This is a genomic window from Nocardiopsis halophila DSM 44494 (assembly GCF_000341245.1).
In the GTDB taxonomy this organism is placed as follows: domain Bacteria; phylum Actinomycetota; class Actinomycetes; order Streptosporangiales; family Streptosporangiaceae; genus Nocardiopsis_A; species Nocardiopsis_A halophila.
The window spans coordinates 1-25,671 of sequence record NZ_ANAD01000116.1; the positions used below are offsets into that span (position 1 = coordinate 1).

At 73.4% G+C, this 25,671-nt stretch carries 21 protein-coding genes and 1 pseudogene; 12 read left to right on the top strand and 10 right to left on the bottom strand.

Translation table 11 applies throughout. The annotated features are described in order from the left end of the window. Positions 1-340: 340 nt before the first annotated feature. Positions 341-2,080: a hypothetical protein gene (locus D450_RS0114100; RefSeq protein ID WP_017539312.1), complete on the bottom strand. Its 1,740-nt coding sequence runs from the start codon at positions 2,078-2,080 to the stop codon at positions 341-343. Positions 2,081-2,287: 207 nt separating this feature from the next. Beyond that, positions 2,288-2,545: a hypothetical protein gene (locus D450_RS0114105; protein WP_017539313.1), complete on the bottom strand. Its 258-nt coding sequence runs from the start codon at positions 2,543-2,545 to the stop codon at positions 2,288-2,290. Positions 2,546-3,101: 556 nt separating this feature from the next. Here D450_RS0114105 and D450_RS0114110 point away from each other — a divergent pair. Beyond that, positions 3,102-5,129, top strand: a complete 2,028-nt coding sequence (locus D450_RS0114110) for a SpoIIE family protein phosphatase (RefSeq protein ID WP_193789667.1) — start codon at positions 3,102-3,104, stop codon at positions 5,127-5,129. Between the two features lie 351 nt (positions 5,130-5,480). Continuing rightward, positions 5,481-7,238: an RNA polymerase sigma factor gene (locus D450_RS0114115; protein WP_241483153.1), complete on the top strand. Its 1,758-nt coding sequence runs from the start codon at positions 5,481-5,483 to the stop codon at positions 7,236-7,238. A gap of 421 nt (positions 7,239-7,659) precedes the next feature. Here D450_RS0114115 and yaaA read toward each other — a convergent pair whose 3' ends face one another. The 3 genes from yaaA to D450_RS0114130 are packed head-to-tail and all read right to left on the bottom strand — an operon-like array spanning position 7,660 to position 9,108. Then, positions 7,660-8,457 carry a peroxide stress protein YaaA gene (yaaA, locus tag D450_RS0114120; protein WP_017539316.1) on the bottom strand — a complete coding sequence of 266 codons (798 nt, stop codon included), beginning with the start codon at positions 8,455-8,457 and terminating at the stop codon, positions 7,660-7,662. Positions 8,458-8,467: 10 nt separating this feature from the next. Then, positions 8,468-8,896, bottom strand: coding sequence for a PIN domain nuclease (locus D450_RS0114125; protein WP_017539317.1), 429 nt, complete (start codon positions 8,894-8,896; stop codon positions 8,468-8,470). Further along, entirely contained in the window at positions 8,893-9,108 is a 216-nt protein-coding gene (locus D450_RS0114130) for a type II toxin-antitoxin system VapB family antitoxin (RefSeq protein ID WP_017539318.1), read from the bottom strand. Before D450_RS0114130 ends, D450_RS0114125 begins: the two co-directional genes overlap by 4 nt. A gap of 106 nt (positions 9,109-9,214) precedes the next feature. On the opposite strand from D450_RS0114130, the gene D450_RS0114135 reads away from it, so the two are divergent. Continuing rightward, positions 9,215-9,940: a GNAT family N-acetyltransferase gene (locus tag D450_RS0114135; protein ID WP_017539319.1), complete on the top strand. Its 726-nt coding sequence runs from the start codon at positions 9,215-9,217 to the stop codon at positions 9,938-9,940. Positions 9,941-10,065: 125 nt separating this feature from the next. Here the strand turns inward: D450_RS0114135 and D450_RS0114140 are convergent, their stop codons facing one another. Further along, positions 10,066-10,296: a DUF7455 domain-containing protein gene (locus tag D450_RS0114140; RefSeq protein ID WP_017539320.1), complete on the bottom strand. Its 231-nt coding sequence runs from the start codon at positions 10,294-10,296 to the stop codon at positions 10,066-10,068. A gap of 416 nt (positions 10,297-10,712) precedes the next feature. Between D450_RS0114140 and D450_RS0114145 the strand changes: the two genes are divergently transcribed. Both D450_RS0114145 and D450_RS0114150 read left to right on the top strand, forming a co-directional pair. Then, positions 10,713-12,818: a DNA gyrase/topoisomerase IV subunit B gene (locus D450_RS0114145; protein WP_017539321.1), complete on the top strand. Its 2,106-nt coding sequence runs from the start codon at positions 10,713-10,715 to the stop codon at positions 12,816-12,818. Between the two features lie 169 nt (positions 12,819-12,987). Then, positions 12,988-13,812, top strand: a complete 825-nt coding sequence (locus D450_RS0114150) for an RDD family protein (protein WP_241483152.1) — start codon at positions 12,988-12,990, stop codon at positions 13,810-13,812. A gap of 458 nt (positions 13,813-14,270) precedes the next feature. Here D450_RS0114150 and D450_RS30210 read toward each other — a convergent pair. The 4 genes and pseudogenes from D450_RS30210 to D450_RS0114170 form a co-directional block, all read right to left on the bottom strand. Continuing rightward, positions 14,271-15,384, bottom strand: a pseudogene (locus D450_RS30210) (PLP-dependent cysteine synthase family protein). A 117-nt stretch (positions 15,385-15,501) separates the two neighbouring features. After that, complete coding sequence (locus D450_RS0114160; protein ID WP_017539325.1) at positions 15,502-15,828, bottom strand: tetratricopeptide repeat protein; 327 nt, start codon at positions 15,826-15,828, stop codon at positions 15,502-15,504. Positions 15,829-16,014: 186 nt separating this feature from the next. Further along, the gene (locus D450_RS0114165; protein WP_017539326.1) at positions 16,015-16,518 is read right to left on the bottom strand and encodes a beta-class carbonic anhydrase; all 504 of its coding nucleotides are present in this window, start codon (positions 16,516-16,518) and stop codon (positions 16,015-16,017) included. A gap of 68 nt (positions 16,519-16,586) precedes the next feature. Then, positions 16,587-19,079: a DNA gyrase/topoisomerase IV subunit A gene (locus D450_RS0114170; protein ID WP_017539327.1), complete on the bottom strand. Its 2,493-nt coding sequence runs from the start codon at positions 19,077-19,079 to the stop codon at positions 16,587-16,589. Between the two features lie 469 nt (positions 19,080-19,548). On the opposite strand from D450_RS0114170, the gene mbhE reads away from it, so the two are divergent. The 7 genes from mbhE to mnhG are packed head-to-tail and all read left to right on the top strand — an operon-like array spanning position 19,549 to position 25,652. Then, positions 19,549-21,951, top strand: a complete 2,403-nt coding sequence (gene mbhE / locus D450_RS0114175; protein WP_017539328.1) for a hydrogen gas-evolving membrane-bound hydrogenase subunit E — start codon at positions 19,549-19,551, stop codon at positions 21,949-21,951. Continuing rightward, entirely contained in the window at positions 21,948-22,529 is a 582-nt protein-coding gene (locus D450_RS0114180) for an MnhB domain-containing protein (RefSeq protein ID WP_017539329.1), read from the top strand. Before mbhE ends, D450_RS0114180 begins: the two co-directional genes overlap by 4 nt. Next, a complete protein-coding gene (locus D450_RS0114185; RefSeq protein WP_017539330.1) occupies positions 22,526-22,903 on the top strand; it encodes a sodium:proton antiporter in 378 nt (125 codons plus the stop codon). The genes D450_RS0114180 and D450_RS0114185 overlap by 4 nt, the downstream gene beginning before the upstream one ends. Further along, positions 22,900-24,420, top strand: a complete 1,521-nt coding sequence (locus D450_RS0114190; RefSeq protein ID WP_017539331.1) for a Na+/H+ antiporter subunit D — start codon at positions 22,900-22,902, stop codon at positions 24,418-24,420. The genes D450_RS0114185 and D450_RS0114190 overlap by 4 nt, the downstream gene beginning before the upstream one ends. Next, positions 24,417-25,007: a Na+/H+ antiporter subunit E gene (locus tag D450_RS0114195; RefSeq protein WP_017539332.1), complete on the top strand. Its 591-nt coding sequence runs from the start codon at positions 24,417-24,419 to the stop codon at positions 25,005-25,007. The genes D450_RS0114190 and D450_RS0114195 overlap by 4 nt, the downstream gene beginning before the upstream one ends. Next, positions 25,004-25,282, top strand: coding sequence for a monovalent cation/H+ antiporter complex subunit F (locus D450_RS0114200; RefSeq protein ID WP_017539333.1), 279 nt, complete (start codon positions 25,004-25,006; stop codon positions 25,280-25,282). The genes D450_RS0114195 and D450_RS0114200 overlap by 4 nt, the downstream gene beginning before the upstream one ends. Further along, on the top strand, positions 25,269-25,652 hold the full coding sequence (gene mnhG / locus D450_RS0114205) for a monovalent cation/H(+) antiporter subunit G (protein WP_017539334.1): 384 nt from the start codon (positions 25,269-25,271) through the stop codon (positions 25,650-25,652). Before D450_RS0114200 ends, mnhG begins: the two co-directional genes overlap by 14 nt. Positions 25,653-25,671: the final 19 nt, after the last annotated feature.

A 25,671-nucleotide genomic window follows, 5' to 3' on the forward strand; every position in this document is an offset into this window, starting at 1 on the left:
CCCGGGGGCGGCGAACCTTTGGGCGCCCCGGCAGAAGGCGTCCGCTGGGGTGGGTGACTCTCGGCGACCATGGCGACCCTCGGTGGGCGGCTTTCGGCCGCCTGGCGGCCGCGGCGATGGCCCGCCGGAAGTGACACCACTCCGACGGATACGACCTCTGCCGACGGGCGGGGCTTCGGTCGGGACTCCGAAGGAGGGACGGGCCCCGGTTCGGAGCCGGGGCGATGGTGCTGACCCACTCGGACGTGAACGGCACCACTCCAGCGGACGTGACCCGCCACCGGTGCCGCCGCTGTCGTCCGTCGCCGCCGTCGTCGCCGGAGAGCGCCGGCGGGGCCGCCTACAGCTCGTTCAGGCGTGTGACCAGGGCGTCCGGGGCGGTCGAACGGTCGGCCCCCTCCAAGGCACCCATCAGGGCGCGCAGCACCTCCGGGCGGCTGACGCCGCGGTCCAGCAGGCGCTGCGCGGCGGCCCACAGCTCGGGCGGGTCCCCGTCCCACAGGCGCTCGGCCAGGCGTTCGTGCGCCGCCAGCTCGGCCTCGCCCACCGCCCGGTCCGCCTCCCGGTCCGCGGACCGGGAGGGCTCGGCGCGCCTGGTCCCGGAGCGGGCGGAGCCGGTCGGGTCCGGGGCGGGTCCGTCCCCGCACGAGGAGCGGCGGCGCGTCCCGGCACGTCCCCCGTCGACCGAGTGGCGGCCCCGCGGCCGCCCGGCCGGGTCGTCGATCTCGCCGAAGTGGTCCAGCTTCAGCAGCGCCCGGCGCCCCTCGGGCGTCGAGGGGTCGAACGCGCCGTCCGCATCGTCCAGCAGGTCCCCCGCCAGCAGCGGGAACGCGAACATGCGCCGCGGCAGCGCCTCCAGGTCCCCGTCCGGGAGCAGTCGGCGCACCTCGCTGCGGCCCAGCCCCAGCGCCTCGGCCGGGTCCCGGTAGGTCTCGGTGAACGGCTCGATCGCCTCCCACAGCGCGTCCAGGGACGCGCCCACCGCCGGCTCGGGCAGCCCCCAGCGCGGCCCGGCCCACCGGATCCAGGCGCCCAGCACGTGCGGCATCGCCTCGCGCTCCTCGCGCAGCAGGACCACCCGCCGCGGCAGCCACGTCAGCAGGAACGCCTCCACCTTGCGCGGGCTCACCCGCAGCGGCCGCCCGCCGTCCACGTCGCACCCGTAGGCGATGATGTGGTCCACACAGCGGCTGGCGGCGTAGGAGTCCGACAGCTCGGCGGCGGTCTCGGAGGCCAGGAAGCGCGCCGCCAGCACTGCCCGGTCGTCGCGCCGCCACACCGGCTCCTGGGTGGGGCGCCCCTCCCGGGGCAGCGCCCGCATCCGCGACCGCAGCAGCGCGTGCACCGAGCTGAGCGACCCGCCGAGCAGGTCGTCGCGGCGCGCGGCGGTGAGCCGCGCGGGCCGCGTGCCGCCGCCCGCGACCACCCGGTCCGTGCGCCGCATCGCCGCCTCGAGCAGGGTGCGCGCCCGGCCCGGGGCGATGCGGGCGAACACCGCCATCGGGTCGCTCCCGGCCGCGGCGCGGGCGTGCTCCAGCAGCCGGCCCACCTTGCTCGTCACCCAGGCGTCCCGCAGCACCCCGCCGGCGTTGTGGTCCACGACGGCGATCAGCGCGTGGGTGGCCTCCGCCTCGTCGGGCTCCTCCGCGGGCGCCCCCGGCGCCCCGTCCTCCGGGGCCTCCCCGCCGTCCGCGCGCCGGAAGGTGCACACCAGCTCGTCGACGTCGCCGAACCGGTCCCCGGAGCGGTAGGCCGCCACCGGCCGGGCCGCGCCCAGCTCCCGCACCCACGCCGGCAGCGCCATCCCCTGTTCGGCCAGGGCCAGCGCCCCCTGCCGGGCCAGCTCCCTGCGGTGCTCGGTGGGGCCCAGCGCGGCGATCCCCGAGAGCAGGACCAGCCCGGCCGGGCTCTGCGAGGCGGCGGCGCGGGCGATCAGCCCCTCGCCCAGGTGGCGCTCGACGTCCTCCCCGCTCATCCCCGGCATGCTCCGGCCCCACCAGGCGCCCAGCATCCGGCTCAGCGCGAGCTCGGCGTCGAGCGGGTCGCGCATCGCCAACAGGGCGCGGGCCACCCGCAGCATCTCGTCGAAGACGGGCTCCGGTGCGGCGCCGGAACCCGGGGGAAGGGGAGGTACGGACACCTGACCGAGCCTAGGGCACGTGTCACCGCGGCACGCCGACGATGGACAGGACCGGGCGAGGCGCCTCGTGCGGCGGGCGGCGGTGCGCCGGAGCGCTCCGCCGTGCCGGACCGGGGGCGGCGCCCGTCCTCGGGCGCCGCGGCCGGTTCAGCCGAAGGTGTCGTGGTCGGGCAGGCGCGGCGGCGCGAGCCGGCCCGACGGGGGCTGGGACATCACCATGGCCTGAAGCCGCTCACGCGCGACCCGCTCCACCAGGACCGGGGTCGCCTGGAAGCCGAGGTGCTCGGCGCAGTTCCAGGCGTCGCAGACACAGCGCTCCACGAATCTCGGGGACAGGGAGCCGAACTCGTCGTTCAGGCGCCGGGCGACCTGTTGCAGCCCGGTCGCGGGAAAAGTCTGGAGCATCCTCGCTCACGCCTCTCGCCGGCGGTGGTCGGACGGTGACCACCATCCATTTCATCCGCGCGTGAGGGAGTGTCAAGACCCGTCAGGGCAGACCTTGCCCAGGCTTTAAGCCCCTTGGGCCAACCCCTGGGGCCCCCGGGGCTCGGGCGCCGGAACGAGGTTTCGGGCATGGCGGTCGGGACCACGGTAGGGACCGGGGGCCGTGCGGTGCACGGCACCGCCCGCGGCGTGGCGGAAAAAGGGAGTCCGAAAAGGCGGCGGGGGGAAGGCGCGGGGACGAGGGACGACGTATCATCTGTCCTCTGCCGTCACCCCCGAGTTTCCACCGCGACCCGGCCCCGCCGCCGTGATGTGGCCTATGCTGTGGCGGTGGTGGCGACCGCGCCGCACCGCCCACGGGCGGGGCCGCCCGCTCCGTCCGCCACCGAGAACGGCACGGCCGGAGAAGATGAGCACGTATTTTCCGGCGCTCGCGCGCGCGAGCCCCCGTCCAACGGGGGAAGGACCCCCGGAGGTGTCACTGGTGAGCACCGAGACGTCCGTTCCGCTCCCTCGCATGTCCGGACTCGGCCCCTCGGACTCGGCGCTGCTGGACACGATCCTCAAGGAAGCCCCGATCGGCTTCGCCCTGTTCGACGCCGCCTGCCGCTTCCAGCGCGTCAACCCGACCCTGGCCGCCGTCTACGGCGTGGCCGAGGAGGAGTGCCTGGGGCTGCGCCCCGCCGACGCGCTCGGCCCGGCCGACGCCGCCGCGCACGAGACCGCCCTGGCGGCGGTGCTGACCGGCGACCGCGACCTGTGCAGCGAGCACCGGTTCCCGGCGGCCGGCGACGGCGACGGGCACTGGGCGCTGTCCTGGTTCCCGGTGCACGACGGCGCCGGGGACACCGACGGCGTCGCGCTGATCGCCGTCGACCTGGGTGAGAAGAACGTGCGCCGGCGCACCGAGGAGCGGTACCGGGCGCTGCTGGCCGCCACCAACCAGGTGGTATGGACCGCGCGCACCGATGGCGAGGTCACCGAGGACTGCCCCGAGTGGCGCGCGGTCACCGGCCAGTCCCTGGAGGAGTACGTGGGCCGGGGCTGGTTGGAGGCGGTCCACCCCGACGACCGCCCGCGGGTGGAGCGCGCCTGGGACGACGCGGTGGCCGACCGCACCCTGTTCGACGAGACCTTCCGGGTGCGCACCCGGTCCGGGGACCACCGCCACTTCCGCTCCCGCGCGCTGCTGATCAACGGCGAGACCGTCTCGGAGTGGGTCGGCCACAACACCGACGTCACCACCCAGCACGAGGGCGACGAGATGCGCCAGCGCCTCACCCAGCAGCTGGGCGAGGCGGCGCTGCGCACGGTGCGCCTGCAGAAGGCCACCGCCGACCTGGCCGAGGCGCTCACCGTCGCCGAGGTGGTGCAGGCCATGGCCGAGATCGGGCGCTCCGCGGTGGGCGCCGACCGCACCGGCGTCGCCGAGCTCGACGACGGGGGCACCCGGCTGCGGGTGATCGGCGCGTCCGGGGTCCCCGAGCGCGGCCGCCCGGCCGGCGCGGGCAAGGACGCCCTGATGGGGCTGACCGTGCGCGACCTGCGCCCGCGCTTCGCCGGCGGCCCCGCGGAGCTGCGCGCGCTGCTGGAAGAGGAGGAGCACGAGGCCGCCGGCGCCGAGCCCGCCCCGGGCGAGCGCGCCTGGGCGGCGCTCCCGCTGCTCAGCGGTGGCAAGCCGATCGGTGCCCTGGGATTCTCCTACGCCGCCGCGCGCGAGGTCCCCGACGAGGAGAAGGTGTTCCTGGAGGCCCTGGCCGGCCAGTGCGCCCTGGCGCTGGAGCGGGCCAAGCTCTTCGAGCGCGAGCACCGCACCGCCGAGGCGCTGCAGGCCAGCCTGCTGCCCGAGGCCCTGCCCGAGGTGCAGGGCGTGCGGATGCGCGCCTTCTACCGGTCGGGCACCCAGCACGTGCAGGTCGGCGGGGACTGGTACGACGCCTTCCCGCTGCCCGACGGCCGGGTGGCCGGGGTGCTGGGCGACGTCATGGGCAAGGGCATCAAGGCCGCCACCGGGATGAGCCGGGTACGCAACGCGCTGCGGGCGCTGGCCTTCAGCATGCCCGAGCCGGCCGACGTGCTCACCGGCCTGGACCGGATGTTCGACGCCACCGAGGGCGCCGACCAGGTGACCACGCTGGTGTACTTCGTCCTGGACCCCGAGACCGGGCAGATCGACCTGAGCAACGCCGGGCACCTGCCGCCGCTGGTGGTCACCGAGAGCACCGAGCCGTGGCTGCTGGAGACCGAGCCGGACACGCCCCTGGGCGTACGGGCCGAGCGGGGCCATCACAAGTTTTTCGTCCAACCCGGTAACACCGTGGTGCTCTACTCCGATGGACTTGTTGAGAACCGGAGGCGGTCGGTCGCGTCCGGGCTGGAAGAATTGGTCACCGTAGCGTCTCAGGCGCCGCCGGAGGTGGTGGGCGATCCACAGCACATGCTCCAGTACCTTGTGGAGGGCATGCTCGCAGGGTATGAGCAGGACGACGACGTCACGCTGCTCGCCGTCCACCTCCCGGTGATCGAGGCCGCGCCGGAGGAGTAGACAAGTCCAACACTTCGCCCGACTAGGGTGAAGGAGCCATCATCCCCGCGCACGCGGGGGGTGGGGTCAGGACCCGACAGTGGGACCGCATCCGTGCGGCCGCGGAGAAAAATCCTACTGGGCGGATGGGCCCAAACGCTAGAGAGGGCGCATACGCTGAAAGGGAATCGGCAACCCCGCCTCGCGGGCGGGGACGATCCCGGGCAACAGCCGGGAGGCGGTGGCTCCGCCTCCCACAGGTCTTCGGACCGCCGGGTCCAGCAATCTCGCCACACGTCCGTTCGAGAGGTGTTTGTGTCACCTGCCAGTTCGACCCGCTCTAAACAGCCGGAGTCGCTGCAAGAGCCCGTCATCCAGCAGCTGATCGAGCGTGGGCGGTCCCAGGGGTACCTTGAGCCCGAGGACGTGCGCCGTGCCTTCGAAGAGGCCGACATTCCGATGTCCCAGGCCCAGGCCGTGCTGCGCAGCCTGACCAAGGAGGGCGTGACCCTCGTCGTCGGTGCCGAGGAGTCCGCGCCCTCGCGCCGCCGCTCCGCGCGCCGTAAGAACGCGGCCCCGAAGAAGTCGACCACCCGGTCCTCCTCGTCGTCGGCCTCGGAGTCCTCCGAGTCCTCCGGTTCCGCCTCGGCCTCCTCCTCCGGCTCCACCGGCTCGGCCTCCCGCGCCCCGCGGCGGGCCGCCGCGGCCCAGGAGCAGCCCGAGACGGTGACCGCGGTCGTGGACTCCGGTGCGGACAAGGACGAGCCCGCGGCGGCTCCGCGCAAGCGCGCGGCGGCGGCCGAGGAGGCCCCGGCGGCGCCGGCCGCCCCGGCGAAGAAGGCGGCGGCCAAGAAGACCGCGGCCAAGTCGGAGGCCAAGTCCGAGGCCAAGGCCTCGGCCGGCACCAAGAAGGCGGCGGCCAAGGGCGGCGCCAAGAAGAAGGACGAGCCCGCGCTGGAGGTGGCCGAGGAGGGCGACGACCTCGACCTGGAGGTCGCCGACTCCGAGGAGGTCGAGGACACCGGCGCCGAGCTGGAGCTGGTCGAGGACACCGAGGACAAGCCCGAGCCGGTCGGCGGGCCGGTGGCCGGCACCGCCGGCAAGCCCGAGATCGTCGGCATCCCGGAGAAGGCCGCGGCCAACACCTCCGAGGACGAGGCCTTCGTCCTGTACGACGATGACGACGACGCCCCCGCCGCGCAGGTGGTGGCGGCCGGCGCCACCGCCGACCCGGTCAAGGACTACCTCAAGCAGATCGGCAACGTGGCGCTGCTCAACGCCGAGCAGGAGGTCGAGCTCGCCAAGCGGATCGAGGCCGGCCTGTTCGCCGAGGAGAAGCTCGCCGAGGAGCGCCACATCCTGGGCGACGAGTTCCTCGACGAGCTGGAGTGGATCGCCGACGACGGCGCCCGCGCCAAGAAGCACCTGCTGGAGGCCAACCTCCGGCTCGTCGTCTCGCTGGCCAAGCGCTACACCGGCCGCGGCATGCTCTTCCTGGACCTGATCCAGGAGGGCAACCTCGGTCTGATCCGCGCGGTCGAGAAGTTCGACTACACCAAGGGCTTCAAGTTCTCCACCTACGCCACCTGGTGGATCCGCCAGGCCATCACGCGTGCGATGGCCGACCAGGCGCGGACCATCCGCATCCCGGTGCACATGGTGGAGGTCATCAACAAGCTCGCCCGGGTGCAGCGCCAGATGCTGCAGGACCTGGGCCGCGAACCCACTCCGGAGGAGCTCGCCAAGGAGCTCGACATGACCCCGGAGAAGGTCGTGGAGGTGCAGAAGTACGGCCGCGAGCCGATCTCCCTGCACACCCCGCTGGGCGAGGACGGCGACAGCGAGTTCGGCGACCTCATCGAGGACTCCGAGGCGATCCAGCCGGGCGAGGCGGTCAGCTTCACCCTGCTCCAGGAGCAGCTGCACTCGGTGCTCGACACCCTGTCCGAGCGCGAGGCGGGCGTGGTCTCCATGCGGTTCGGCCTGACCGACGGCCAGCCCAAGACCCTCGACGAGATCGGCAAGGTCTACGGCGTGACCCGCGAGCGGATCCGCCAGATAGAGAGCAAGACGATGTCCAAGCTGCGGCACCCGTCGCGGTCCCAGGTGCTCCGCGACTACCTGGACTGACCTCGTCCGGACCGTGTGCCTTCGGGCCCGGCCCTTGAAGAACGCGGCTTCGGGAATGCGGCGCCGCGGGCGTCGGCCGGTCGTCCCGGCCGACGCCCGCGATGCCGTCGGCCCCGCAGAGCGGCCGCGGACCGCGCGGCCCTGGCCCGGGTGTGGCGAGGCCCGGGGACAGGGCGCCGCGGTGCGCCCCGCGGGGGCGGATGTTCGTCACGTCCGTATGTGGTCCAACATCTCTGCCGTTCATGATCCTCGCGTAGAGGAAGTATGGACGGGATAAAGCGTTGATACGCCTTCGTTACGGATGCGGCGGGATGGGCCGGCGCGGACCGGAACGGCCCTGGGAACCTCCGGTTCCCAGGGCCGTTCGTCGTTCTTCGGGGCGGTCGGCGTCCGTCGGCCGGTGACCGCCGAGCGTCGGCCGTCAGTCGCGGACGACCACGTCCAGGGTCGAAGGGCGCCCCGGCTTGGCCGGGGCGGTCAGCTCGGCCGTGTGCCCCAGGTCGTTCAGGGCCTCCGCCAGCTCGGCGGGCGACTCGGGCGCGCGCCCCTCGCGCAGCAGCGTGTGCGCGATCGCGCCGCGCGTGGCCTTGGCCATGTGGCTCACCACGCTGCGCTTCACCTCGCCGCCGGCGACCGTCTCCTTCAGGATCCGGACCGCGGCCGTGCGGTCGGCCGCCTCGCCCGAGGGCCTGTAGGCGGCGGCGTAGGAGGAGGAGCGGCAGTCGACGATGAGCCGGCCGTCGGCGCGCTTGGCGACCGGGTCGGCCAGGTGCGGGCGCCAGTAGGTGCCCAGTGCGCCCAGCGGCGGGAGCTTCACGCCCATCGACAGCCGGTAGGGCGGCAGGGCGTCGTCCACGCCCACGGCGCCCCACAGTCCGGAGAAGACGAGCAGCGAATCGCGGGTGCGCGCGGCGGCGGGGCCGGCCAGCAGCTCGCCCAGGCGCAGGTTGTCGTAGAGCACGCCGGTGTACAGCCGTGCGGCGGGCAGGGTGGGGGCCGTGCGCAGGGCCAGGTTCCGGTCGACGGCGGCGGCCTGGCCGGGGGAGAGGCCGAGGACCTCCACGGCCTGCTCCCGCGGTCCGGAGCACAGGGCCTCCAGGGACTCCAGCACGGCCTCCCGGACCCCGTTCACCTCGGGCAGCGACAGCCCGGCGAGGTCCAGGGCGGGACCGTCCCCTTCGGTCGCCTTGCCTTCGGACGGGGGCAGCAGGATCAGCATGGACTCCCTCTCACAGCGAACCGGGCGGCGCCAGCCAGGATGTGGGCTGCCCGGTGTGTTTCGCGATGGTCTCGAAGTCCCGATCGTAGTGCAGCAACGTCAGTCCGCTGATCTCGGCGCATGCGGCCACCAGCAGGTCGACGGTGCCGGCGCTTCTGTGCTCTCCGTGCTCGGTCAGGAGCCGCTGCACCTCGAAGGCGCGCCGGGCGTGCTCCTCGTCGAGTGTGGCCGGTAGGAGCGCGGAGTTGAGGAAGGCTACGGCCCGCATCCTGTCCTTGCCTGACCGAGCACTGTGGAGGAACTCCAGTTCTGTGATCGGGGAGATCGCGATGAGGGCCTTGTTCGTAGCGTCCCGCCAGGGGAGGAGCTCCGGGCTCGCCACTTCCTGGACCAGGCGGTTGAGGGCGCTCGTGTCGATGAGGAAGACGGCCGGGGTCATCGGCGGTAGTTGCGCTTGTCGTTGAGAAGTTCCAGATCGAGGCCCCCTTCATCGGCGAGAGCCTTGAGGCCCACCAGCGCCTCCGCCCGTTCGTAGTCTTCGTTGGCGCGGCGCAGCGCGGTGTTCACGGTGTCCTTCTTGGTCGTGGTGCCGAAACGCTTGGCGGCGGCCTCCAGTGCCTCGTCGTCGACGTCGACCAGGATCTTCGTCATGTCCGTTCCTTCCGTTCCGGGAGGGATCGTCCTCCATGTGTATATGCAGTTCACTCCTGAGTATATCCTCCGGAGGATCGGAGCGGCAGAGCTTTTGGGAGCGTGCATGACCATCGGCACATGGGCGGCGCGGCTGGCCGAGGACTGGCCGGCCGACGAGGTCGAGGTGCGGGACGGGTGGCGCCTGGGCGCCGACGGCGGTGTCACCCGCCGCGCCAACTCCGCGCTGCCCGTCGGTCCCGAGCCCCGTATCGAGGCCATGGAGGAGTTCTACCGCGAGCGCGGCATCACCCCCTGCATCCAGGCGTGGAGCGGCGACCCCGGGGCCGACGACGCCCTCATCGCCCGTGTCGACGCCGAACTCGACGCGCGCGGCTACCGGGCCGAGCAGAGCACGCTCCTGATGACCCGGCGGCTCGATGCCCGGCCTGCGCCGCCCGAGGGCGTCGACGTGCTCCCCGACCCCGACGAGCGGTGGCACGCCGTGGCGGACTCGGTCGGCGAGAGCTCGACCCGCGCCCAGGGCGTCCTGCGCATCCTGGGCCGTGCGCCGGTCGTCGGCTACGCGGCCGACGCGGACGGCGTCGCGCGGGGGAGCGTGACCGTCGGCGGCGGCCGCTGCGGGATCTTCACCATGGCCACCGCGCCCGCCGAGCGCGGACGCGGCCGTGCGGGCCGCATCATGGGCGCCCTGCTCGCCTGGGCGCACGCCAAGGGCGCCCGGGAGGCATACCTGGTGGTCGAGGCCGACAACGCCGCCGCCGTGCGCGCCTACGAGCGGGCCGGGTTCACCGGTGCGGGCGGCTACCGCTACCGGGTCGCTCCGGACTGAACCTCGCCGCGTCCACGCGGCGGACACGGTACGCAGTGCCTCGGGAGACGCAGTGCCCCCGGAACGACACTGAGGCGGCGGCCCGGTCGGGCCGCCGCCTCAGGTCTGCCAGAGGTCGGGAGTTCCTAACGCTCCTCATCGGGGGACGTGGCCGGGGTCTCCTGCAGCCGGTCGGTCTCGTCCTGGATCTCAGCGGCGATCTTGCGGATCTCGTCGTCGTGCTTGCGCATGTGGTGAGCGCAGAACAGCAACTCGCCGCCGGAGTTGAGAAGCACCCGGACGTAGGCCTGCGCACCGCAACGGTCGCAGCGGTCGGCGGCCGTCAGCGGCTGAGTGGGGGCAAGGGTTCCAGTCACTTCGCCATCCTCAATGCTCGGCGTTAGTCACTCAGCACAACATCTAACCGGCCCTCGACGTTCCCAACCAGGTCTTCTGTACGCCGACAGCGGAATCGGACCGGCCGGCGGCCGGGAGGCGGTCCGGCGACACGCCGTGCGGGGCGGGCGATGGCGGGGCCGGAGGCCGTGGTAGAGAGGTGGTAATGTCGCTTGGGCCCGGCCGCGCGCCGCCGCCCGCACGCGCCCCGCCGCACCGCCGCGGTCGGGGAGGCCGGTCCGAGAACGGTCGGCCCGGCGCTGTCCCCGCGCGCGGATAGGCTGGCCCGAGCTCCGGCGCCCGCGGGGAACAGGATCTCCCCGCCCGCCCGCGCCCCGCGCACGCGACGCCCTTCCCGGGCGCCCGTGCCCTGTCCGACGAAGCAGGAGACGTCCAGGTGACCGCCCTTACCGCCGCCGTCCATGAGCCCGAGGATTACTCCGCGCGGCATCTTTCGGTACTGGAAGGCCTGGAGGCGGTCCGCAAGCGCCCCGGCATGTACATCGGCTCCACCGACAGCCGCGGCCTGACCCACTGCATGTGGGAGATCATCGACAACTCCGTCGACGAGGCCCTCGGCGGCTTCTGCACGCGCATCGACGTGGTGCTGCACGCCGACGGCTCGGTGGAGGTGCGCGACGACGGCCGGGGCATCCCGGTCGACGCCGAGCCCAAGTCCGGGCTGTCCGGTGTGGAGCTGGTCATGACCAAGCTGCACGCCGGCGGCAAGTTCGGATCGGGCTCCTACACCGCCTCCGGCGGCCTGCACGGCGTGGGCGCCTCGGTGGTCAACGCGCTCTCGGCCCGCATGGACGTGGAGGTGGACCGGGACGGGCGCACCCACTCCATGAGCTTCCGCCGGGGCATCCCCGGCGCCTTCGAGGAGGCCGGCCCCGACGCCCGCTTCTCGGCCGCCTCCGGCCTGCACAAGGGCAAGAAGATCGCCAAGAGCGTCACCGGGACGCGCATCCGCTTCTGGGCCGACCGGCAGATCTTCCTCAAGGAGGCCGACATCGCCCGCGAGGCGATGCTGGAGCGGGCGCGCCAGACGGCCTTCCTCATCCCGGGGCTGACCATCGCCGTGCGCGACGAGCGCACCGAGGGCGAGCCCCCCTATGAGGAGGAGTTCCGCTTCGACGGCGGGATCGGCGAGTTCTGCTCCTTCCTCGCCCCCGACGAGCAGATCTGCCCGGTCCTGCGCTTCCAGGGAGAGGGCCACTTCACCGAGACCGTGCCCGTCCTGGACGAGATGGGCCACATGACCCCCACCGACGTGGAGCGCACCCTCGAGGTGGACGTCGCGCTCCGCTGGGGGACCGGCTACGACTCCACGGTGCGCTCCTTCGTCAACGTGATCGCCACGCCCAAGGGCGGAACCCACCTGGCCGGCTTCGAGCGGGCCCTGGTGCGGGTGGTCAACGACCAGCTGCGCGCCACCAAGCTGCTCAAGGCCAACGACGACGCCGTCACCAAGGAGGACGTCCTCGAAGGCCTGACCGCCGTGGTGACGGTGCGCCTGCCCGAGCCGCAGTTCGAGGGGCAGACCAAGGAGATCCTGGGGACCTCGGCGGCCTCGCGGATCGTCTCCCAGGTGGTCGCCAAGGAGCTGAAGGCGTTCCTGTCCTCCACGAAGCGCGCCGAGAAGCAGCAGGCCCGCCTGGTGCTGGAGAAGGCCGCCAATGCGGCCAAGGCCCGCCTGGCCGCCCGCCAGCAGCGGGAGACCCAGCGCCGCAAGAACGCGCTGGAGAGCTCGGCCCTGCCGGCCAAGCTGGTGGACTGCCGCAGCGAAGGGCTGGACCGCAGCGAGCTGTTCATCGTCGAGGGGGACTCGGCGCTGGGCACCGCCAAGCTCGCCCGCGACTCGGAGTTCCAGGCCCTGCTGCCGATCCGCGGCAAGATCCTCAACGTGCAGAAGTCCTCGGTGGGCGACATGCTCAAGAACGCCGAGTGCGCGGCGATCCTCCAGGTGATCGGCGCGGGCTCGGGGCGCACCTTCGACCTGGACGCCGCCCGCTACGGCCGGGTCATCCTGATGGCCGACGCCGACGTGGACGGCGCGCACATCCGCTGCCTGCTGCTGACCCTGTTCTACCGGTACATGCGGCCGATGCTGGAGGCCGGCCGGGTGTACGCGGCGGTGCCGCCGCTGCACCGGGTCGAGCTGACCAACGTGCGCAAGAAGCGCGGGGCCCGGCCCGAGGACCGGTACGTCTACACCTACTCCGACGCCGAGCTGCAGCGCACCCTGCTGGAGCTGGAGAAGAAGGGCAAGAGCTGGAAGGAGCCGGTCCAGCGGTACAAGGGTCTGGGCGAGATGGACGCCGACCAGCTCGCCGAGACCACGATGGACCCGCGCCACCGCACCCTGCGCCGGATCCGGGTGGAGCACGCCGAGGAGGCGGCGAAGGTGTTCGACCTGCTCATGGGCAACGAGGTCGCGCCGCGCCGCAAGTTCATCGCCGACGGCGCCCAGGAGCTCAACCCCGAGCGCATCGACGCCTGAGCCCCTCCGGGCCGCCCTGCCGCGTCCTCGCCGGCCGGAGCCGGGGTCCGACGGACCGGCTCCCGTCGGCGCGGATCCCGCACCCGTACGCACCGTTGTGTTTGAATCGCCCTGAGTGATACGACTCGCCCGGACCCGGGCGGGGCGACGGCGAAGCGACGGTGAGGCAATGAGCTACGGACAGCAGTATCCGGGAGGGGAGCAGCCGCCGCAGGGAGGCGACCCGGGACAGGGCGCTCCGCCCCCGGGAGGAACGCCCCCGGGCGGCATGGACGGCCGGGAGGACCGGGACCGCCAGGGCGGCGGACAGTACCAGGGCGGTCAGAGCCCGCCCGGCGGTGCTCCCGGCGCCCCCGGCGCCCCCGACGTCCCGGACGCCCAGGAGCGGCCGCAGCAGTGGGCCCAGGAGCCTCCGCAGGGCGGCTACGTCGGGCAGCACGCCGCGGGAGGCGGGCAGGCGCCGCCGGCCTACGGGCAGCAGCCCTACGGGGCGCCGCAGGGGCACGGAGGGTACGGCCCGCCCCCGGTCCCCGGGGCGGGCACCGTCCCGGGCGACACCGACGTGGTCGGGCGCCGGGTGGTGCAGTACATCATCGACGGCATCCTGTCGACGATCATCCCGCTCGTGGCCCTGCTCGTGCTCCTGCCGCTGGCGTTCACCCCGACCGAACCGGACGGCTCGCCGAGCAACCCGGGCCTGGCCGCGTTCCTCGTCCTCCTGGTGGCCGTGCTGTGGGTGCTCATCTACCTCGGCTACTGGGTGCTGTGGCCCGCCAAGGCCGGCGGCCAGACGCTGGGGATGAAGATGCTGGGGCTGCGGGTCGTCTCCGCCGACGGTACGGAGGCCTCCATGATGCAGCACTTCCTGCGCTGGATCCTGCTGATCGTGGACGGCATCTTCTACGGGCTGGTGGGGCTGATCGTCATCCTGGCCAGCGAGGGCAACCAGCGGCTGGGCGACATGGTGGCCAAGGCCTACGTGGTGCGCGCCTGAACGGCGGGTGCGCGTGGCCGCGCCGGCGGGCGCCCGGCCGTCGGGGCCCATCGGCGCTCAGGGACGGTCGTGGGCCGTGTCCGCTGGGGTGGCGGAACTCTCCGGGCTCCGGCCCCCCCGGGGGGCACTGCTCGCCGCCCGCATCGACACCCTTGTTGATCTCGGGGAAGTCGGGGTAATACCGGCGAGTATTGCCCCGGCTTCCCCGAGATCAACGGCGAGGAGGGGGCGCGCACCCGGGGCGGGGTCGCCGATCGCGCCGCAGCGGTCGCACCGCTCAGAAGGACGCGGCCGAAGGTTCCACCACGCCGGCGGACACGACCCGGTCGAGTCGCCGGATGTGCACGCCTGTGCACGCTGCGCCCGGCCGGCAGGCGCGTTCCCCCGCGACCACCGCGGGGCCGGGGCGGCGGTGCGGCGGTCGGCCGGTGCCGCCGCACCGCCGCCCCAACGGCCGTTCACGCCTCGGGCGGCTCCCAGTCGCCCGTCTCCAGGAAGCGCTCGATGGCGGCGGTGTAGGGCTCGAGGTCCATGCCCCGGGCCTCCACCCACGCGTCGTCGTAGTAGCTGTGCCGGTAGCGCTCGCCGCCGTCGCAGATCAGGGTGACGACGCTGCCACGGGTGCCCTCGCGCAGCATCCGTGCGATCAGGTGCCACACGCCCCACATGTTGGTGCCGGTGGATCCGCCCGCGCACAGCCCGGTCACCCGGTCCAGGTGCCGCATGGCCGCGATGCTCGCCGCGTCGGGCACCGGCACCATCACGTCGATCACGTCCGGCACGAAGCTGGGCTCCATGCGGGGCCGCCCGATCCCCTCGATGCGCGAGGGCATGCCGGTGGCGTAGTCGGCGGCGCCGGTGGTCCAGCCGGGGAAGAACGCCGAGTTCTCCGGGTCCACCACGGCCAGCCGGGTGTGGTGGCGCCGGTAGCGCAGGTACCGGCCGATGGTGGCCGAGGTGCCGCCGGTCCCGGCGCCCACCACGATCCACTGCGGGACGGGGTGGCGCTCCATGGACAGCTGCTCGAAGATCGACTCGGCGATGTTGTTGTTGCCGCGCCAGTCGGTGGCCCGCTCGGCGTAGGTGAACTGGTCCATGTAGTGCCCGCCGGACTCGGCGGCCAGCCGCTCGGCCTCGGTGTACATGTCCGGCGGCCGGTCCACGTAGTGGCAGGGCCCCCCCNATCTTCTCCGGGCTGGTGGAGCGCGGCACCACCGTCACGAAGTCCACCCCGATGAGCCGGGCGAAGTAGGCCTCGGAGACGGCGGTCGACCCCGAGCTGGCCTCGACCACCGTGGTGCCCTCGCGGATCCAGCCGTTGGCCAGCCCGTACAGGAACAGGGACCGCGCGAGCCGGTGCTTGAGGCTGCCGGTGGGGTGCACCGACTCGTCCTTGAGGTAGAGGTCGATGCCCCAGGACTCGGGGAGCGGAAAGGCGTGCAGGTGGGTGTCGGCCGAGCGGTTGGCGTCGGCGACGACCCTGCGCACCGCCTCGTCGACCCAGCCCCGCGTGCGCGCGCACGACCGGTCCACGGGCCCGTTGCCGGGCGCGGATGCAGAGGAACCGTCCATGCGGGCAGCCTAGCGCCGAGCGGCCCCGGGCGCCCCTGCCGCCCCGAGCGCGGAAAAAGGGACGGCCCCCTGCGGCGGGGGCCGTCCCTTCGCTCCGGGCCGCGGGCGCGGCCCCGGTCAGTCCAGCGAGCCGCCGGACATCGCGGCGTTGATCCTGCGGTGGGTGGCCGCCTCGTCGGTGCGGCTCTGGCGCTCCAGGGACCGGGCCAGGGCGAGGTGGGCCCAGCTGTCGCACGGGTCGAGCTCGACGATGCGGCGGAAGGTCCGTTCGGCCTTGGTGAGCTGGGCGGAGTGGAAATACGCGCGGCCGAGGAGCTCCAGAACCGAGCGGCTCTCCGGTTCCTCCTCGGCGAGCGGGGCCAGGACCCGGGCAGCGGCGATCGGGTCGCCCATCTCGAAGTAGAAACGGCCGACGGTGAAGGTCTCGTAGGTGGAACCCTGCATCAGCGCACCTCTCGTAGGGAGTCCGCCGTCGGGCGTCACAACCGTGGCGGGAGGCGCCGTATTCCCAGGTGCCGCCGGGGAGCGGGGCGCCGGAGCAGACGGGCCGCGCCCGGCGGGCGAGAGCGTGTGCTGGAGCGACCGCTCCGCCCACCGGAACGCGCAGCCGATCGGCCGACCGGCGCCCGCTCAGGCGTCGACCAGCTCGATCCTGCCGGTGTCCACGTCGTACAGTGCCCCGGCGACCGGGAGGTCCTTGGGCAGCAGCGGGTGGTGGCGGACGCGCTCAAGGTCCCGCCGGAGGGCCCCCGCCTGGTCGTTGTCGGTGCCGAAGTCCAGGCTCCGGGTGTCGACACCGTGGGTGTCCTGGATCAGCTCGTGCACCTCGCGGTCGCCCGACACCGAGGCCATCTTGCACTTGGTGTGCGGCATCACCAGCACCCGGTCGACCTCCAGCAGGTAGGCCGAGATGACCAGCGCGGTGAGGACGTCGTCGGTGACGCGGCCGCCCGGGTTGCGCAGGACCTTGGCGTCGCCGACCTTCAGGCCGAGCACGGCCAGCGGGTCGATGCGCGAGTCCATGCAGGTCACCAGCCCCAGGCCGCGCTCGGCCGCCGGGCGCAGCCCCTGCAGGCCGAAATCGCGCGCGTACTCGGCGTTCCCCCCGAGCAGGTCGTCGAAGGCATTGCTCATCGCGGACTCCTCCCGTGTCCCGTGGATGCGCGCCCGGCCGTCCCTCGCGGCCGGGCGCCCGGAGCGCCTCACTCGGCGGGGCGCTCCAGAAAACCGGTGTCGTGCTGTCCGCTGCCCACCGTCGCGATCGCGCGCATGATCGGCTCGCCCGAGCCGTCCCGGCGCTGGTCCATGTCGGGCAGGCGGACCGGGCCCCCGTCGGCCCGCGAGGCCCGGGCCGGCGCGCGGCCGATCCAGGCGAACACCAGGGCGTCTTCGCCCTTGAGGAAGCGGTGGCAGCGTACTCCGCCGGTGGCCCGCCCCTTGACGGGGTAGGCCTCGAACGGTGTCACCTTGGCCGATCCGCCCTCGGCGGGCACCAGCGCGCCGTCGCCGGCGGCCGCGGCCACGGTCACCACCACGGTGTCCTCGGGCAGGGCGACCGCGCCGAACCACAGCACGCGCGCCCCCTCGGCGAGCTTGACGCCCGCCACCCCGCCGGCCGCCCGCCCCTGCTCGCGCACGGAGGAGGCGGGGAAGCGCAGCAGCTGCCCGGTGGAGGTGACGAAGGCCAGGTCCTCCTCGCCGGTGGCCAGCTGCACCGCGCCGGCCACCCGGTCGCCGTCCTTGAGGGCGACCACCTCGAAATCGTCCTTGTTGGCGGGGAAGTCCCGTGCCACACGCTTGACCACGCCCTGCTCGGTGCCCAGGGCCAGGCCGGGGCCGTCCCCGTCCATACAGGCCAGGGCGACCACCCGCTCGTCCGGCTCCAGGGAGACGAACTCCTGCACCGGCAGGCCCGAGGCCAGCGGCGGCGCCTCGTCCCCGGCGTCGGGGAGTTCGGGCACCTCCACCACCGGCAGCCGGATCGCCCGGCCCAAGTCGGTGACGAGCCCGATGTCGCCGCGCAGCCGGGCGGGCACCGCGCAGGCCACCGCGTCGTGCCGGGCGCGCAGGCCGTCGTAGACCCGCGGCACCGCCGCGCCCTTGCTGCGGCCGAGCATCCCGTCGGCGCCCAGCAGCACGGCGCAGGGGGCGTCGTCCACCTCCAGCGGGACCGAGGAGGTGCGGGCGGCGCCGTCGCTCTCCAGCAGCACCGTGCGGCGGGGCGCGCCGTACTGCTTGGCGACCTCGGCCAGCTCCTTGGAGACCGCCTTGCGCAGCTTGGCGTCGGACTCCAGGATCGCGGTCAGCTCGTCGATCTCCTTCTTGAGCTGCTCGCTCTCCTTCTCCAGCTCCAGCCGGTCGAACTTGGTCAGGCGGCGCAGCGGGGTGTCGAGGATGTAGCGGGCCTGGGTCTCGGACAGGCCGTAGGCGTCCATCAGGCGGGTGCGCGCGTCCGCGGTGTCGTCCGAGGCGCGGATGAGCGCGATGACCTCGTCGATGTTGAGCAGCGCGATGAGCAGGCCGTCGATCAGGTGCAGCCGCTCGCGGCGCTTGGCGCGCCGGTGCTCGCTGCGCCGCCGCACCACCTCGAGGCGGTGGTCGACGAAGACCTGGAGCAGGTCGCGCAGGCCCAGGGTGCGCGGTTCGCCGTCGACCAGCGCCACGTTGTTGATGCCGAACGACTCCTCCATGGGGGTGAGCCGGTACAGCTCGGCCAGCACGCCCTCGGGGTTGAAGCCGTTCTTGAGCTCGATGACCAGTCGCAGGCCCTGGTTGCGGTCGGTCAGGTCCTTCAGGTCGGCGATGCCCTGGAGCTTCTTGGTCTGCACCAGCTCCTTGATGCGGGCCACGACCTTCTCCGGCCCGACGCTGTAGGGCAGCTCGGTGACGACCAGGCCCATGCGCCGGGGGGAGACCTTCTCGATGGAGACGGTGGCCCGGGTGCGGAAGGTGCCGCGGCCCTTGGCGTAGGCGTCGCGGATGCCGTCCAGGCCCACGATGGTGCCGCCGGTGGGCAGGTCCGGCCCGGGGACGAGCTCCATGAGCTCCTCCAGCGGGGCGTCCGGCTTGGCGAGCAGGTGCCGCGCGGCGGCGACGACCTCGCCCAGGTTGTGCGGGGCCATGTTGGTGGCCATGCCCACGGCGATCCCCGAGGCGCCGTTCACCAGGAGGTTGGGGAAGGCGGCGGGCAGGACCTCCGGCTCGTTCTCTTGGCCGTCGTAGTTGGGGCGGAAGTCGACGACGTCCTCGTCGATGGAGGTGACCATCATCTCCGCGGCCCGGTCCATGCGCGCCTCGGTGTAGCGCATGGCGGCCGGGGCGTCGTCGCCGCCGAGCGAGCCGAAGTTGCCGTGCCCGTCGACCAGCGGAACGCGCATGGCGAAGGCCTGGCTCATCCGCACCATCGCGTCGTAGATCGCCGCGTCGCCGTGCGGGTGCAGGCGCCCCATGACCTCGCCCACCACGCGGGCGCACTTGACGTGGCCGCGGTCGGGGCGCAGCCCCATCTCGCTCATCTGGTAGAGGATCCGCCGCTGCACCGGCTTGAGCCCGTCGCGGGCGTCGGGCAGGGCGCGCTGGTAGATCACCGAGTAGGCGTATTCGAGGAAGCTGCCGCGCATCTCCTCGGAGACGTCGATGTCGATGATCTTCTCGGCGAGCTCCTCGGGCGGAGACGGAGTGCTTGAACGGGCCATGCCGCCAATTCTGGCCCGACCCGGGGACCTTCGCGAACCGGGGCGCACGGACGGGCCCCTCCGGTGGGGCGCAGATCACCGTTAGGGTTCCGTTAACGCCGTGCTGCGATGGGCGGAGGCGCCCGGAGGAGCGGTCGAGAGGGGCTACGTTGCGTGACGTGGTCCGGGCGCGGCCGGGCGCCGCCCCCAGGTCGGGTGATGTCCGTTCCGTTTGGTGAGATCTCCCACGTGCGATACGGGAATGCGAGCGGGGGCGCGCGGTGGTCGACGGGGGAATGCGCTGGTGGCGACCCGAAAGCACGGAGCGTGATCATTTCGCATTACGGAAAAGCGCGGGCGAATGTTACACGCCCTCGTGTGGGAGTCAAGCCGTGCGGGGACGCCGCCGCTAACCTTGTATCCCCCGCACCGCCCCGCCGGGCCCGCCCGTGCCCGGTGCCGCCCGACCCCGCCGCCGACAACGAGGTCCATGCTGCTGCCGCTGATCATCGCCCTGCACGCCGCCGTCGCGGTCGTGCTGCCCCCGCTCGCCCGGGCCGCCGGGGCGCGCGCCTTCCTCGCCGCCAGCGTCCCGCTCGCGCTCGCCGCCGCCTGGGCCCTGGCCCAGGCCCCCGCCGTGCTCGCGGGGGACGCGGCCCAGGCGCGCCTGGCCTGGGTGCCCGCCCTCGGGATCGACCTGGACTTCCGCCTCGACGCCCTGTCCCTGGCCATGGTGCTGCTGGTCAGCGGGGTAGGGGCGGCCATCTTCTGGTACAGCGCCGGCTACTTCCGCGCGGGCGAGCGCGGCCTGGGGCGGCTCGCCGCCGTCATGACGCTGTTCGCCGGCGCCATGCTCGGCGTGGTCACCGCCGACAACCTGTTCGCGCTCTACGTCTTCTGGGAGCTGACCTCGGTCACCTCCTTCCTGCTCGTCGGGCACGACGACCGCAAGGAGGGCGCGCGCCGCGCCGCCCTGCAGGCCCTGATCACCACCGCCGGCCTCGGCCTGCCGATGCTCATCGGGTTCGTCCTGCTGGGGCAGGCCGGCGGCACCTACCGGATCTCGGCCCTGGTGGAGTCGCCCCCGGACGGTCCCCTGGTGCCGCTGGCGCTGGTGCTCGTCCTGGCCGGGGCCTTCGCCAAGTCCGCGCAGGCGCCCCTGCACTACTGGCTGCCCGGGGCGATGGTTGCGCCCACCCCCGTGAGCGCCTACCTGCACGCCGCCGCCATGGTGAAGGGGGGCGTCTACCTGGTGGCCCGCCTGGCCCCCGGGTTCGCCGACACCGACCCCTGGCGCGCGCTCGTGCTGGTGTTCGGCCTGGCCACCATGGTCCTGGGCGGCTGGCGGGCGCTGCGCCAGGACGACCTGAAACTGCTCCTGGCCTACGGGACCGTCAGCCAGCTCGGCTTCCTGATGCTGCTCGGCGGCATGGGCGCGCACACCGCCGCCATCGCCGCCGCCGGTGCGCTGCTGGCCCACGGACTCTTCAAGTCCTGCCTGTTCCTGACGGTCGGCGTGATCGACCACCAGACGGGCACCCGCAGCATCGGCGCCCTGACCGGGCTCCGCCGCCGCATGCCCGTGCTGGCCGTCGCGGCCGGGGCGGCCGCCGCCTCCATGGCGGGCCTGCCCCCGCTGCTGGGCTTCGCGGCCAAGGAGGCCGCGCTGGAGGCGTTCCTGCCCGGCCACGCCGCCGAGCTGCCGCCGGCCGCGGCCGCGGCCATGCTCGCCGGGATCGTCCTGGCCTCGGTGCTGACCTTCGGCTACAGCGCGCGCTTCTGGTGGGGGGCGTTCGCGGTCAAGCCCGGCGTGGCCGAGCCGCACTTCCACCGCCCCACGGCGGCCTTCCTCGCCGCCCCGGTCGGCCTCGGGGCGCTCAGCCTCGTCTTCGGACTGCTCCCCGGGGCCCTCGACCCGATCGCGCAGGCCTACGCCGCGGCCTACCCCGACCACGGCGCCCCGTACCACCTGGCGCTCTGGCACGGAATCGGCCCGTCCCTGCTGCTGACCGGGCTGGTGATCGCCGCCGGATACGCGCTGTTCCACTGGCGCGCGGCGGTGGAGGGCGCCCAGGCGCGGCTGCCGCGCGGCCCCGACGCCGAGATCGGCTACCACCTCTTCGTGCACGGGGTGTACGCCGTCGCGCTCAGCATCACCCGGCGCCTTCAGACCGGTTCGCTGCCCGCCTACCTCGGCATCATCCTGGCGACCCTGCTGGCCCTGCCCGGTGCGCGCCTGGCCTGGGCGCTGGGGACCGGTGAGGCCGCGCTCCCGGCCGGCGAGAACCTGCGGTTGTGGGACAGCCCCCTGGAGCCGCTCCTGGCCCTGGTCATGACGGTCACCGCGATCGCCGCGCTGCGCGAGCACCGCCGGTTCGCCGCGCTGATCCTGCTCAGCGCCACCGGGTTCGCCATCGCCGGGCTGTTCGTCCTGCACGGCGCCCCGGACCTGGCCCTGACGCTGGTGCTGGTGGAGACGCTGACCACGGTCATCCTGGTCTTCGTGCTGCGGCGGCTGCCCGCGACGTTCTCGGTGCGCCCGCCCGGCTGGCCCAAGCGCCTGATGGTGCTGCTCTCCGGCGCCGCCGGGACGTTCGTGGCGCTGACCCTGTGGCTGGCCACCTCGGCCCGCACCGCGTCCCCGGTCGGGGCCGACTACGCCGGGCGGGCCGACGAGGCCGGCGGCCACAACCTGGTCAACACGATCCTGGCCGACTTCCGGGCGCTGGACACCTTCGGCGAGGTGGTGGTGCTGGCCACCGCCGCCGTCGCGGTGGCCTCCCTGGTGCTGCTCAACCGGCGCGACCGGGTCGTCGACGAGCCCGCGGCCGAGGCCCCCGAGGCGGTGCCCGGGGTGCCCGGCCCGGAGGCCGGGGAGGGGAGCGCCCGATGAGCGAGGTGTCCACCGGGGCGGGGACGCCCCCCGAGGGCTGGGAGGCGCCCCGCGAGCGCTGGCTCAGCACCGTCGTCAGCCCGGCCTTCGGCCCCCGGTCGGTGCTGCTGGAGGTGGCCGTCCGGCTGCTGGTCCCCTCGGTGCTGGTCTTCTCGGTGTTCCTGCTGGTCTCCGGGCACGACCGGCCCGGCGGCGGGTTCGCCGGCGGGCTGGTGGCCAGCATGGCGTTCGTGCTGCGCTACATCGCCGGGGGCCGCCACGAGCTGGCCGCCGGCATGCCGCTCAAGCCCAACACCCTGCTGGCGCTGGGCCTGCTGCTGTCCGGGGTGACCGCGGGGCTTCCGCTGTTCGGCGGCGGAGAGCTGCTGGAGGTCTTCAAGGCCAAGGCCGACCTGCCGGTGTTCGGCGAGGTCACGTTCGCCAGCTACCTCGTGTTCGAATCCGGGGTGTTCCTCATCGTGGTCGGACTCGTGCTGTCGGTCGTGGCCGCGCTGGGCGCGCGCATGGAGGCCGAGGAGGAGGAAGCGCGCGCGGGGCGGCGGCGCCGGCGCGCACGCAACAAGGGAGGTGCGCAGTGACGCCGGCGCCGAGTCTCGTCCTGATCCTGGCCGTGGGCGTCCTCTACTCCTGCGGCTTCTACCTGCTGCTCCAGCGCTCCCTGATGCGCGTCGTCTTCGGGATCCTGCTGCTGGGCCACGCGGCCAACCTGTCGCTCATGCTCACCGACCGGGCCATCACCCTGCCCCCGCTGCTCCCGGGCGAGGCCTCGCAGATGAGCGACCCGCTGCCCCAGGCGATGGCGCTGACCGCCATCGTCATCACCTTCGGCGTGACCACGTTCCTGCTCGCGCTGGCCTACCGGGTGTGGCTGGGCGACGGCGACGACGAGGTCCCCGACGACCTTGAGGACCGCCGCATCAGCCGTCTTGAGGAACCGGAGGAGTCGGCATGACCACACTCCTCGCCGTCCCCTTCCTCGTCCCCGTCCTGGGTGCCGCGGCGGCGCTGCTGCTGCGCTCCTACCGCCGCGGCCAGCAGGCCGTTTCGGTCGTGACGCTGCTCCTGGTGGTGCTGGCCGCCGCAGAGCTGGTGCGGAGCACCGCCGACGGGACGGTGCTCACCTCCCAGGCGGGCGGGTGGGAGGCCCCCATCGGCATCACCGTCGTCGCCGACCCGCTGACCGCGCTGCTGCTGCTGGTCTCCTCGGTCGTCCTGCTCGTCGTGCTGCTGTACGCGATCGGCCAGGACACCGCGGGCCTGAGCCGGGCCACACCGGCGGTCTTCCACCCCATCTACCTGGTGCTGACCGCCGGGGTGTGCCTGAGCTTCCTGGCCGGGGACCTGTTCAACCTCTTCGTCGGCTTCGAGATCATGCTGACCGCCAGCTACGCGCTGATCACCCAGGCGCCCACGCGCGCGCGGGTGCGGGCCAGCATGATCTACACCGTGGTCAGCCTGACCTCCTCGATCCTGTTCCTGACCGGGATCGCGCTGGTCTACGGCGCCACCGGCACGGTGAACATGGCCGACATCGCGCTGCGCCTCGACACCGCGCCGGAGCCGCTGCGCATGGTGCTGGCGCTGATGTTCCTGGTGGTGTTCGGGATCAAGGCGGCCATCGTGCCGATGCACTTCTGGCTGCCCGACAGCTACCCGGTCGCCCTGACCCGCATCTCGGCGATCTTCGCCGCGCTGCTGACCAAGGTGGCCGTCTACGCCGTCATCCGCACCCAGACGCTGCTCTTCGCCCGGGACGACACCTCGGCGGTGATCATGTGGCTGGCGATCGCCACCATGGTCGTGGGCATCCTCGGCGCCCTGGTGCAGGACGACGTCAACCGGATCATGTCCTTCGCGCTGGTCAGCCACATCGGCTTCATGCTCTTCGGGCTGGCGCTGGGCAGCGCGGCCGGGCTGGCCGGGGTCATCGTCTACCTGGTCCACCACATCGTCGTGCAGGCCAGCCTGTTCCTGGTCAACGGGCTCATCCGGCAGTACGTGGGGCACACCTCGCTGCGCGCGCTGCGCGGGCTGACCGCGATCTCGCCCATGCTGGCGCTGCTGTTCTTCCTTCCGGCGATGAGCCTGGCGGGGCTGCCGCCGATGTCGGGCTTCGTGGCCAAGGTGGCGCTCTTCCAGGCCGGGGCCGAGGCCGGGGGATGGCTCGCCTGGACGGGGGTCGCCGCCGGCGTGGCCACCAGCCTGCTCACCCTCATGGCGATCTTCCGGGTGTGGGTGCGCGCCTTCTGGGGCGTCCCGCTGCCCGACGTGGTCGAGGCCGGGGAGCGGCTCCGGGGCCGCCGCTCCGGGGGCGCCCTGCTGATGGCGGGGGCCACCGGCGCGATGGTGGCCCTCGGGCTGGTCCTGGCCGCGCTGTCCGGGCCGCTCACCGACCTGGCCTTCACCGCCGCGCGCGACCTGCTCGGCGGCGGGGCCTACCTGCAGGCCGTCCTGGGAGGTGCGTCGTGAACGCCGTGAACGGTGCCGGGATGCGCCTGCTGGGCCGCCTGCCGATGGTGCTGTGGCTGACCGTCATGTGGGCGGTGCTGTGGGGCGACGCGAGCCCCGGCACCCTCATCGCCGGCTTCGCCGTGGGGGCGGGCTGCTACGTCGCCGCCCGGCTCCCGCACCTGCCGGTGCGGCTGCGGTTCCGCCCCCTGTGGGCGGTCCGGCTGGCCGTGCGCATCCTCTGGGACCTGCTGGCCTCCAGCGTCCAGATGGCCTACTTCACCTTCGACCGCCCGCACCGGGTGCGCGGCGCGATCGTCGCGGTGCCCCTGCGCACCGACTCCGACCTGCTCATGGCCATGGTCAGCGGTGGCCTGTCGCTGGTCACCGGCAGCCAGACCATCGAACTCGACCGGGAGGGCGGCGTGATCTACGTGCACGGCATCCCCATCCGCGGAGAGGGCGACGTGCCGCGGCTGCGCCGCGACGTGCGGCGCATCGAGGAGCTCTTCGTGCGCGCCTTCGGCTCGACGGCGGACATCGCCGACTTCGAGGCCACCGAGCACGCGATGCACGCGGCCCGCGCCGCGGGGAGGGAGGAGCGGTGAACGCCTTGGACTACTCCTTCGCGGCGACCGCGGTGATGCTCGGGGCCTCGGTCCTGCTGGCCGTCTACCGGCTGGTGCGCGGCCCGTCGGTACTGGACCGGGTCGTGGGGCTGAGCACCGTGTCGGTGCTGCTGGTGAGCTTCATCGCGCTGCAGGTCGCGGTGCGCGGGGACTCCTCCTACGTGGGCGTGATGGTGACCATCGCCCTGCTGGGGTTCGTGGCCACCCTGACCGCCGCGCGCTTCGCCGAGAGGAGGGCCCATGACCGCGACTGACTGGGCCACCGCGGTCCTGCTGCCCCTCGGGGCGCTGTTCGCGCTGACCGGCACGATCGGCATGGTGCGCTTCCCGACCCTGCTCGGGCGCATGCACGCCTCCACCAAGCCCGACACCGTGGCGCTGCTGCTGATCCTGGCCGGGGCCGCCTTCCGGCTGCCCGACCTGCGCACCGCGCTCCCGCTGGCGCTGGTGGCGGTGTTCCAGTTCATGACGATGCCGGTGCTGGCCCAGACCCTGGGGCGGGTGTCCTACACCCGCGGCATGGTGGTCGCCGAGCACCTGGTCACCGACGAGCTGGAGGACGCGCTGGAGAAGCGCCGGGCCGAGTCGGGGCGGACCGGGACCGGGCCCGGCGAGCGGGACTGACAGGCGGGACCGGCGGGCC

Excerpts from the sequence above, each read along its gene's own strand:
- D450_RS0114150 (WP_241483152.1), top strand. The coding sequence starts at position 12,988 with ATGAGCTACGGACAGCAGTATCCGGGAGGGGAGCAGCCGCCGCAGGGA.
- yaaA (WP_017539316.1), bottom strand. The coding sequence starts at position 8,457 with ATGCTGATCCTGCTGCCCCCGTCCGAAGGCAAGGCGACCGAAGGGGAC.
- mbhE (WP_017539328.1), top strand. The coding sequence starts at position 19,549 with ATGCTGCTGCCGCTGATCATCGCCCTGCACGCCGCCGTCGCGGTCGTG.
- D450_RS0114190 (WP_017539331.1), top strand. The coding sequence starts at position 22,900 with ATGACCACACTCCTCGCCGTCCCCTTCCTCGTCCCCGTCCTGGGTGCC.
- D450_RS0114130 (WP_017539318.1), bottom strand. The coding sequence starts at position 9,108 with ATGACGAAGATCCTGGTCGACGTCGACGACGAGGCACTGGAGGCCGCC.
- mnhG (WP_017539334.1), top strand. The coding sequence starts at position 25,269 with ATGACCGCGACTGACTGGGCCACCGCGGTCCTGCTGCCCCTCGGGGCG.
- D450_RS0114180 (WP_017539329.1), top strand. The coding sequence starts at position 21,948 with ATGAGCGAGGTGTCCACCGGGGCGGGGACGCCCCCCGAGGGCTGGGAG.
- D450_RS0114160 (WP_017539325.1), bottom strand. The coding sequence starts at position 15,828 with ATGCAGGGTTCCACCTACGAGACCTTCACCGTCGGCCGTTTCTACTTC.
- D450_RS0114170 (WP_017539327.1), bottom strand. The coding sequence starts at position 19,079 with ATGGCCCGTTCAAGCACTCCGTCTCCGCCCGAGGAGCTCGCCGAGAAG.
- D450_RS0114165 (WP_017539326.1), bottom strand. The coding sequence starts at position 16,518 with ATGAGCAATGCCTTCGACGACCTGCTCGGGGGGAACGCCGAGTACGCG.
- D450_RS0114135 (WP_017539319.1), top strand. The coding sequence starts at position 9,215 with ATGACCATCGGCACATGGGCGGCGCGGCTGGCCGAGGACTGGCCGGCC.
- D450_RS0114105 (WP_017539313.1), bottom strand. The coding sequence starts at position 2,545 with ATGCTCCAGACTTTTCCCGCGACCGGGCTGCAACAGGTCGCCCGGCGC.
- D450_RS0114110 (WP_193789667.1), top strand. The coding sequence starts at position 3,102 with ATGTCCGGACTCGGCCCCTCGGACTCGGCGCTGCTGGACACGATCCTC.
- D450_RS0114125 (WP_017539317.1), bottom strand. The coding sequence starts at position 8,896 with ATGACCCCGGCCGTCTTCCTCATCGACACGAGCGCCCTCAACCGCCTG.
- D450_RS0114100 (WP_017539312.1), bottom strand. The coding sequence starts at position 2,080 with ATGCTGCGGGTGGCCCGCGCCCTGTTGGCGATGCGCGACCCGCTCGAC.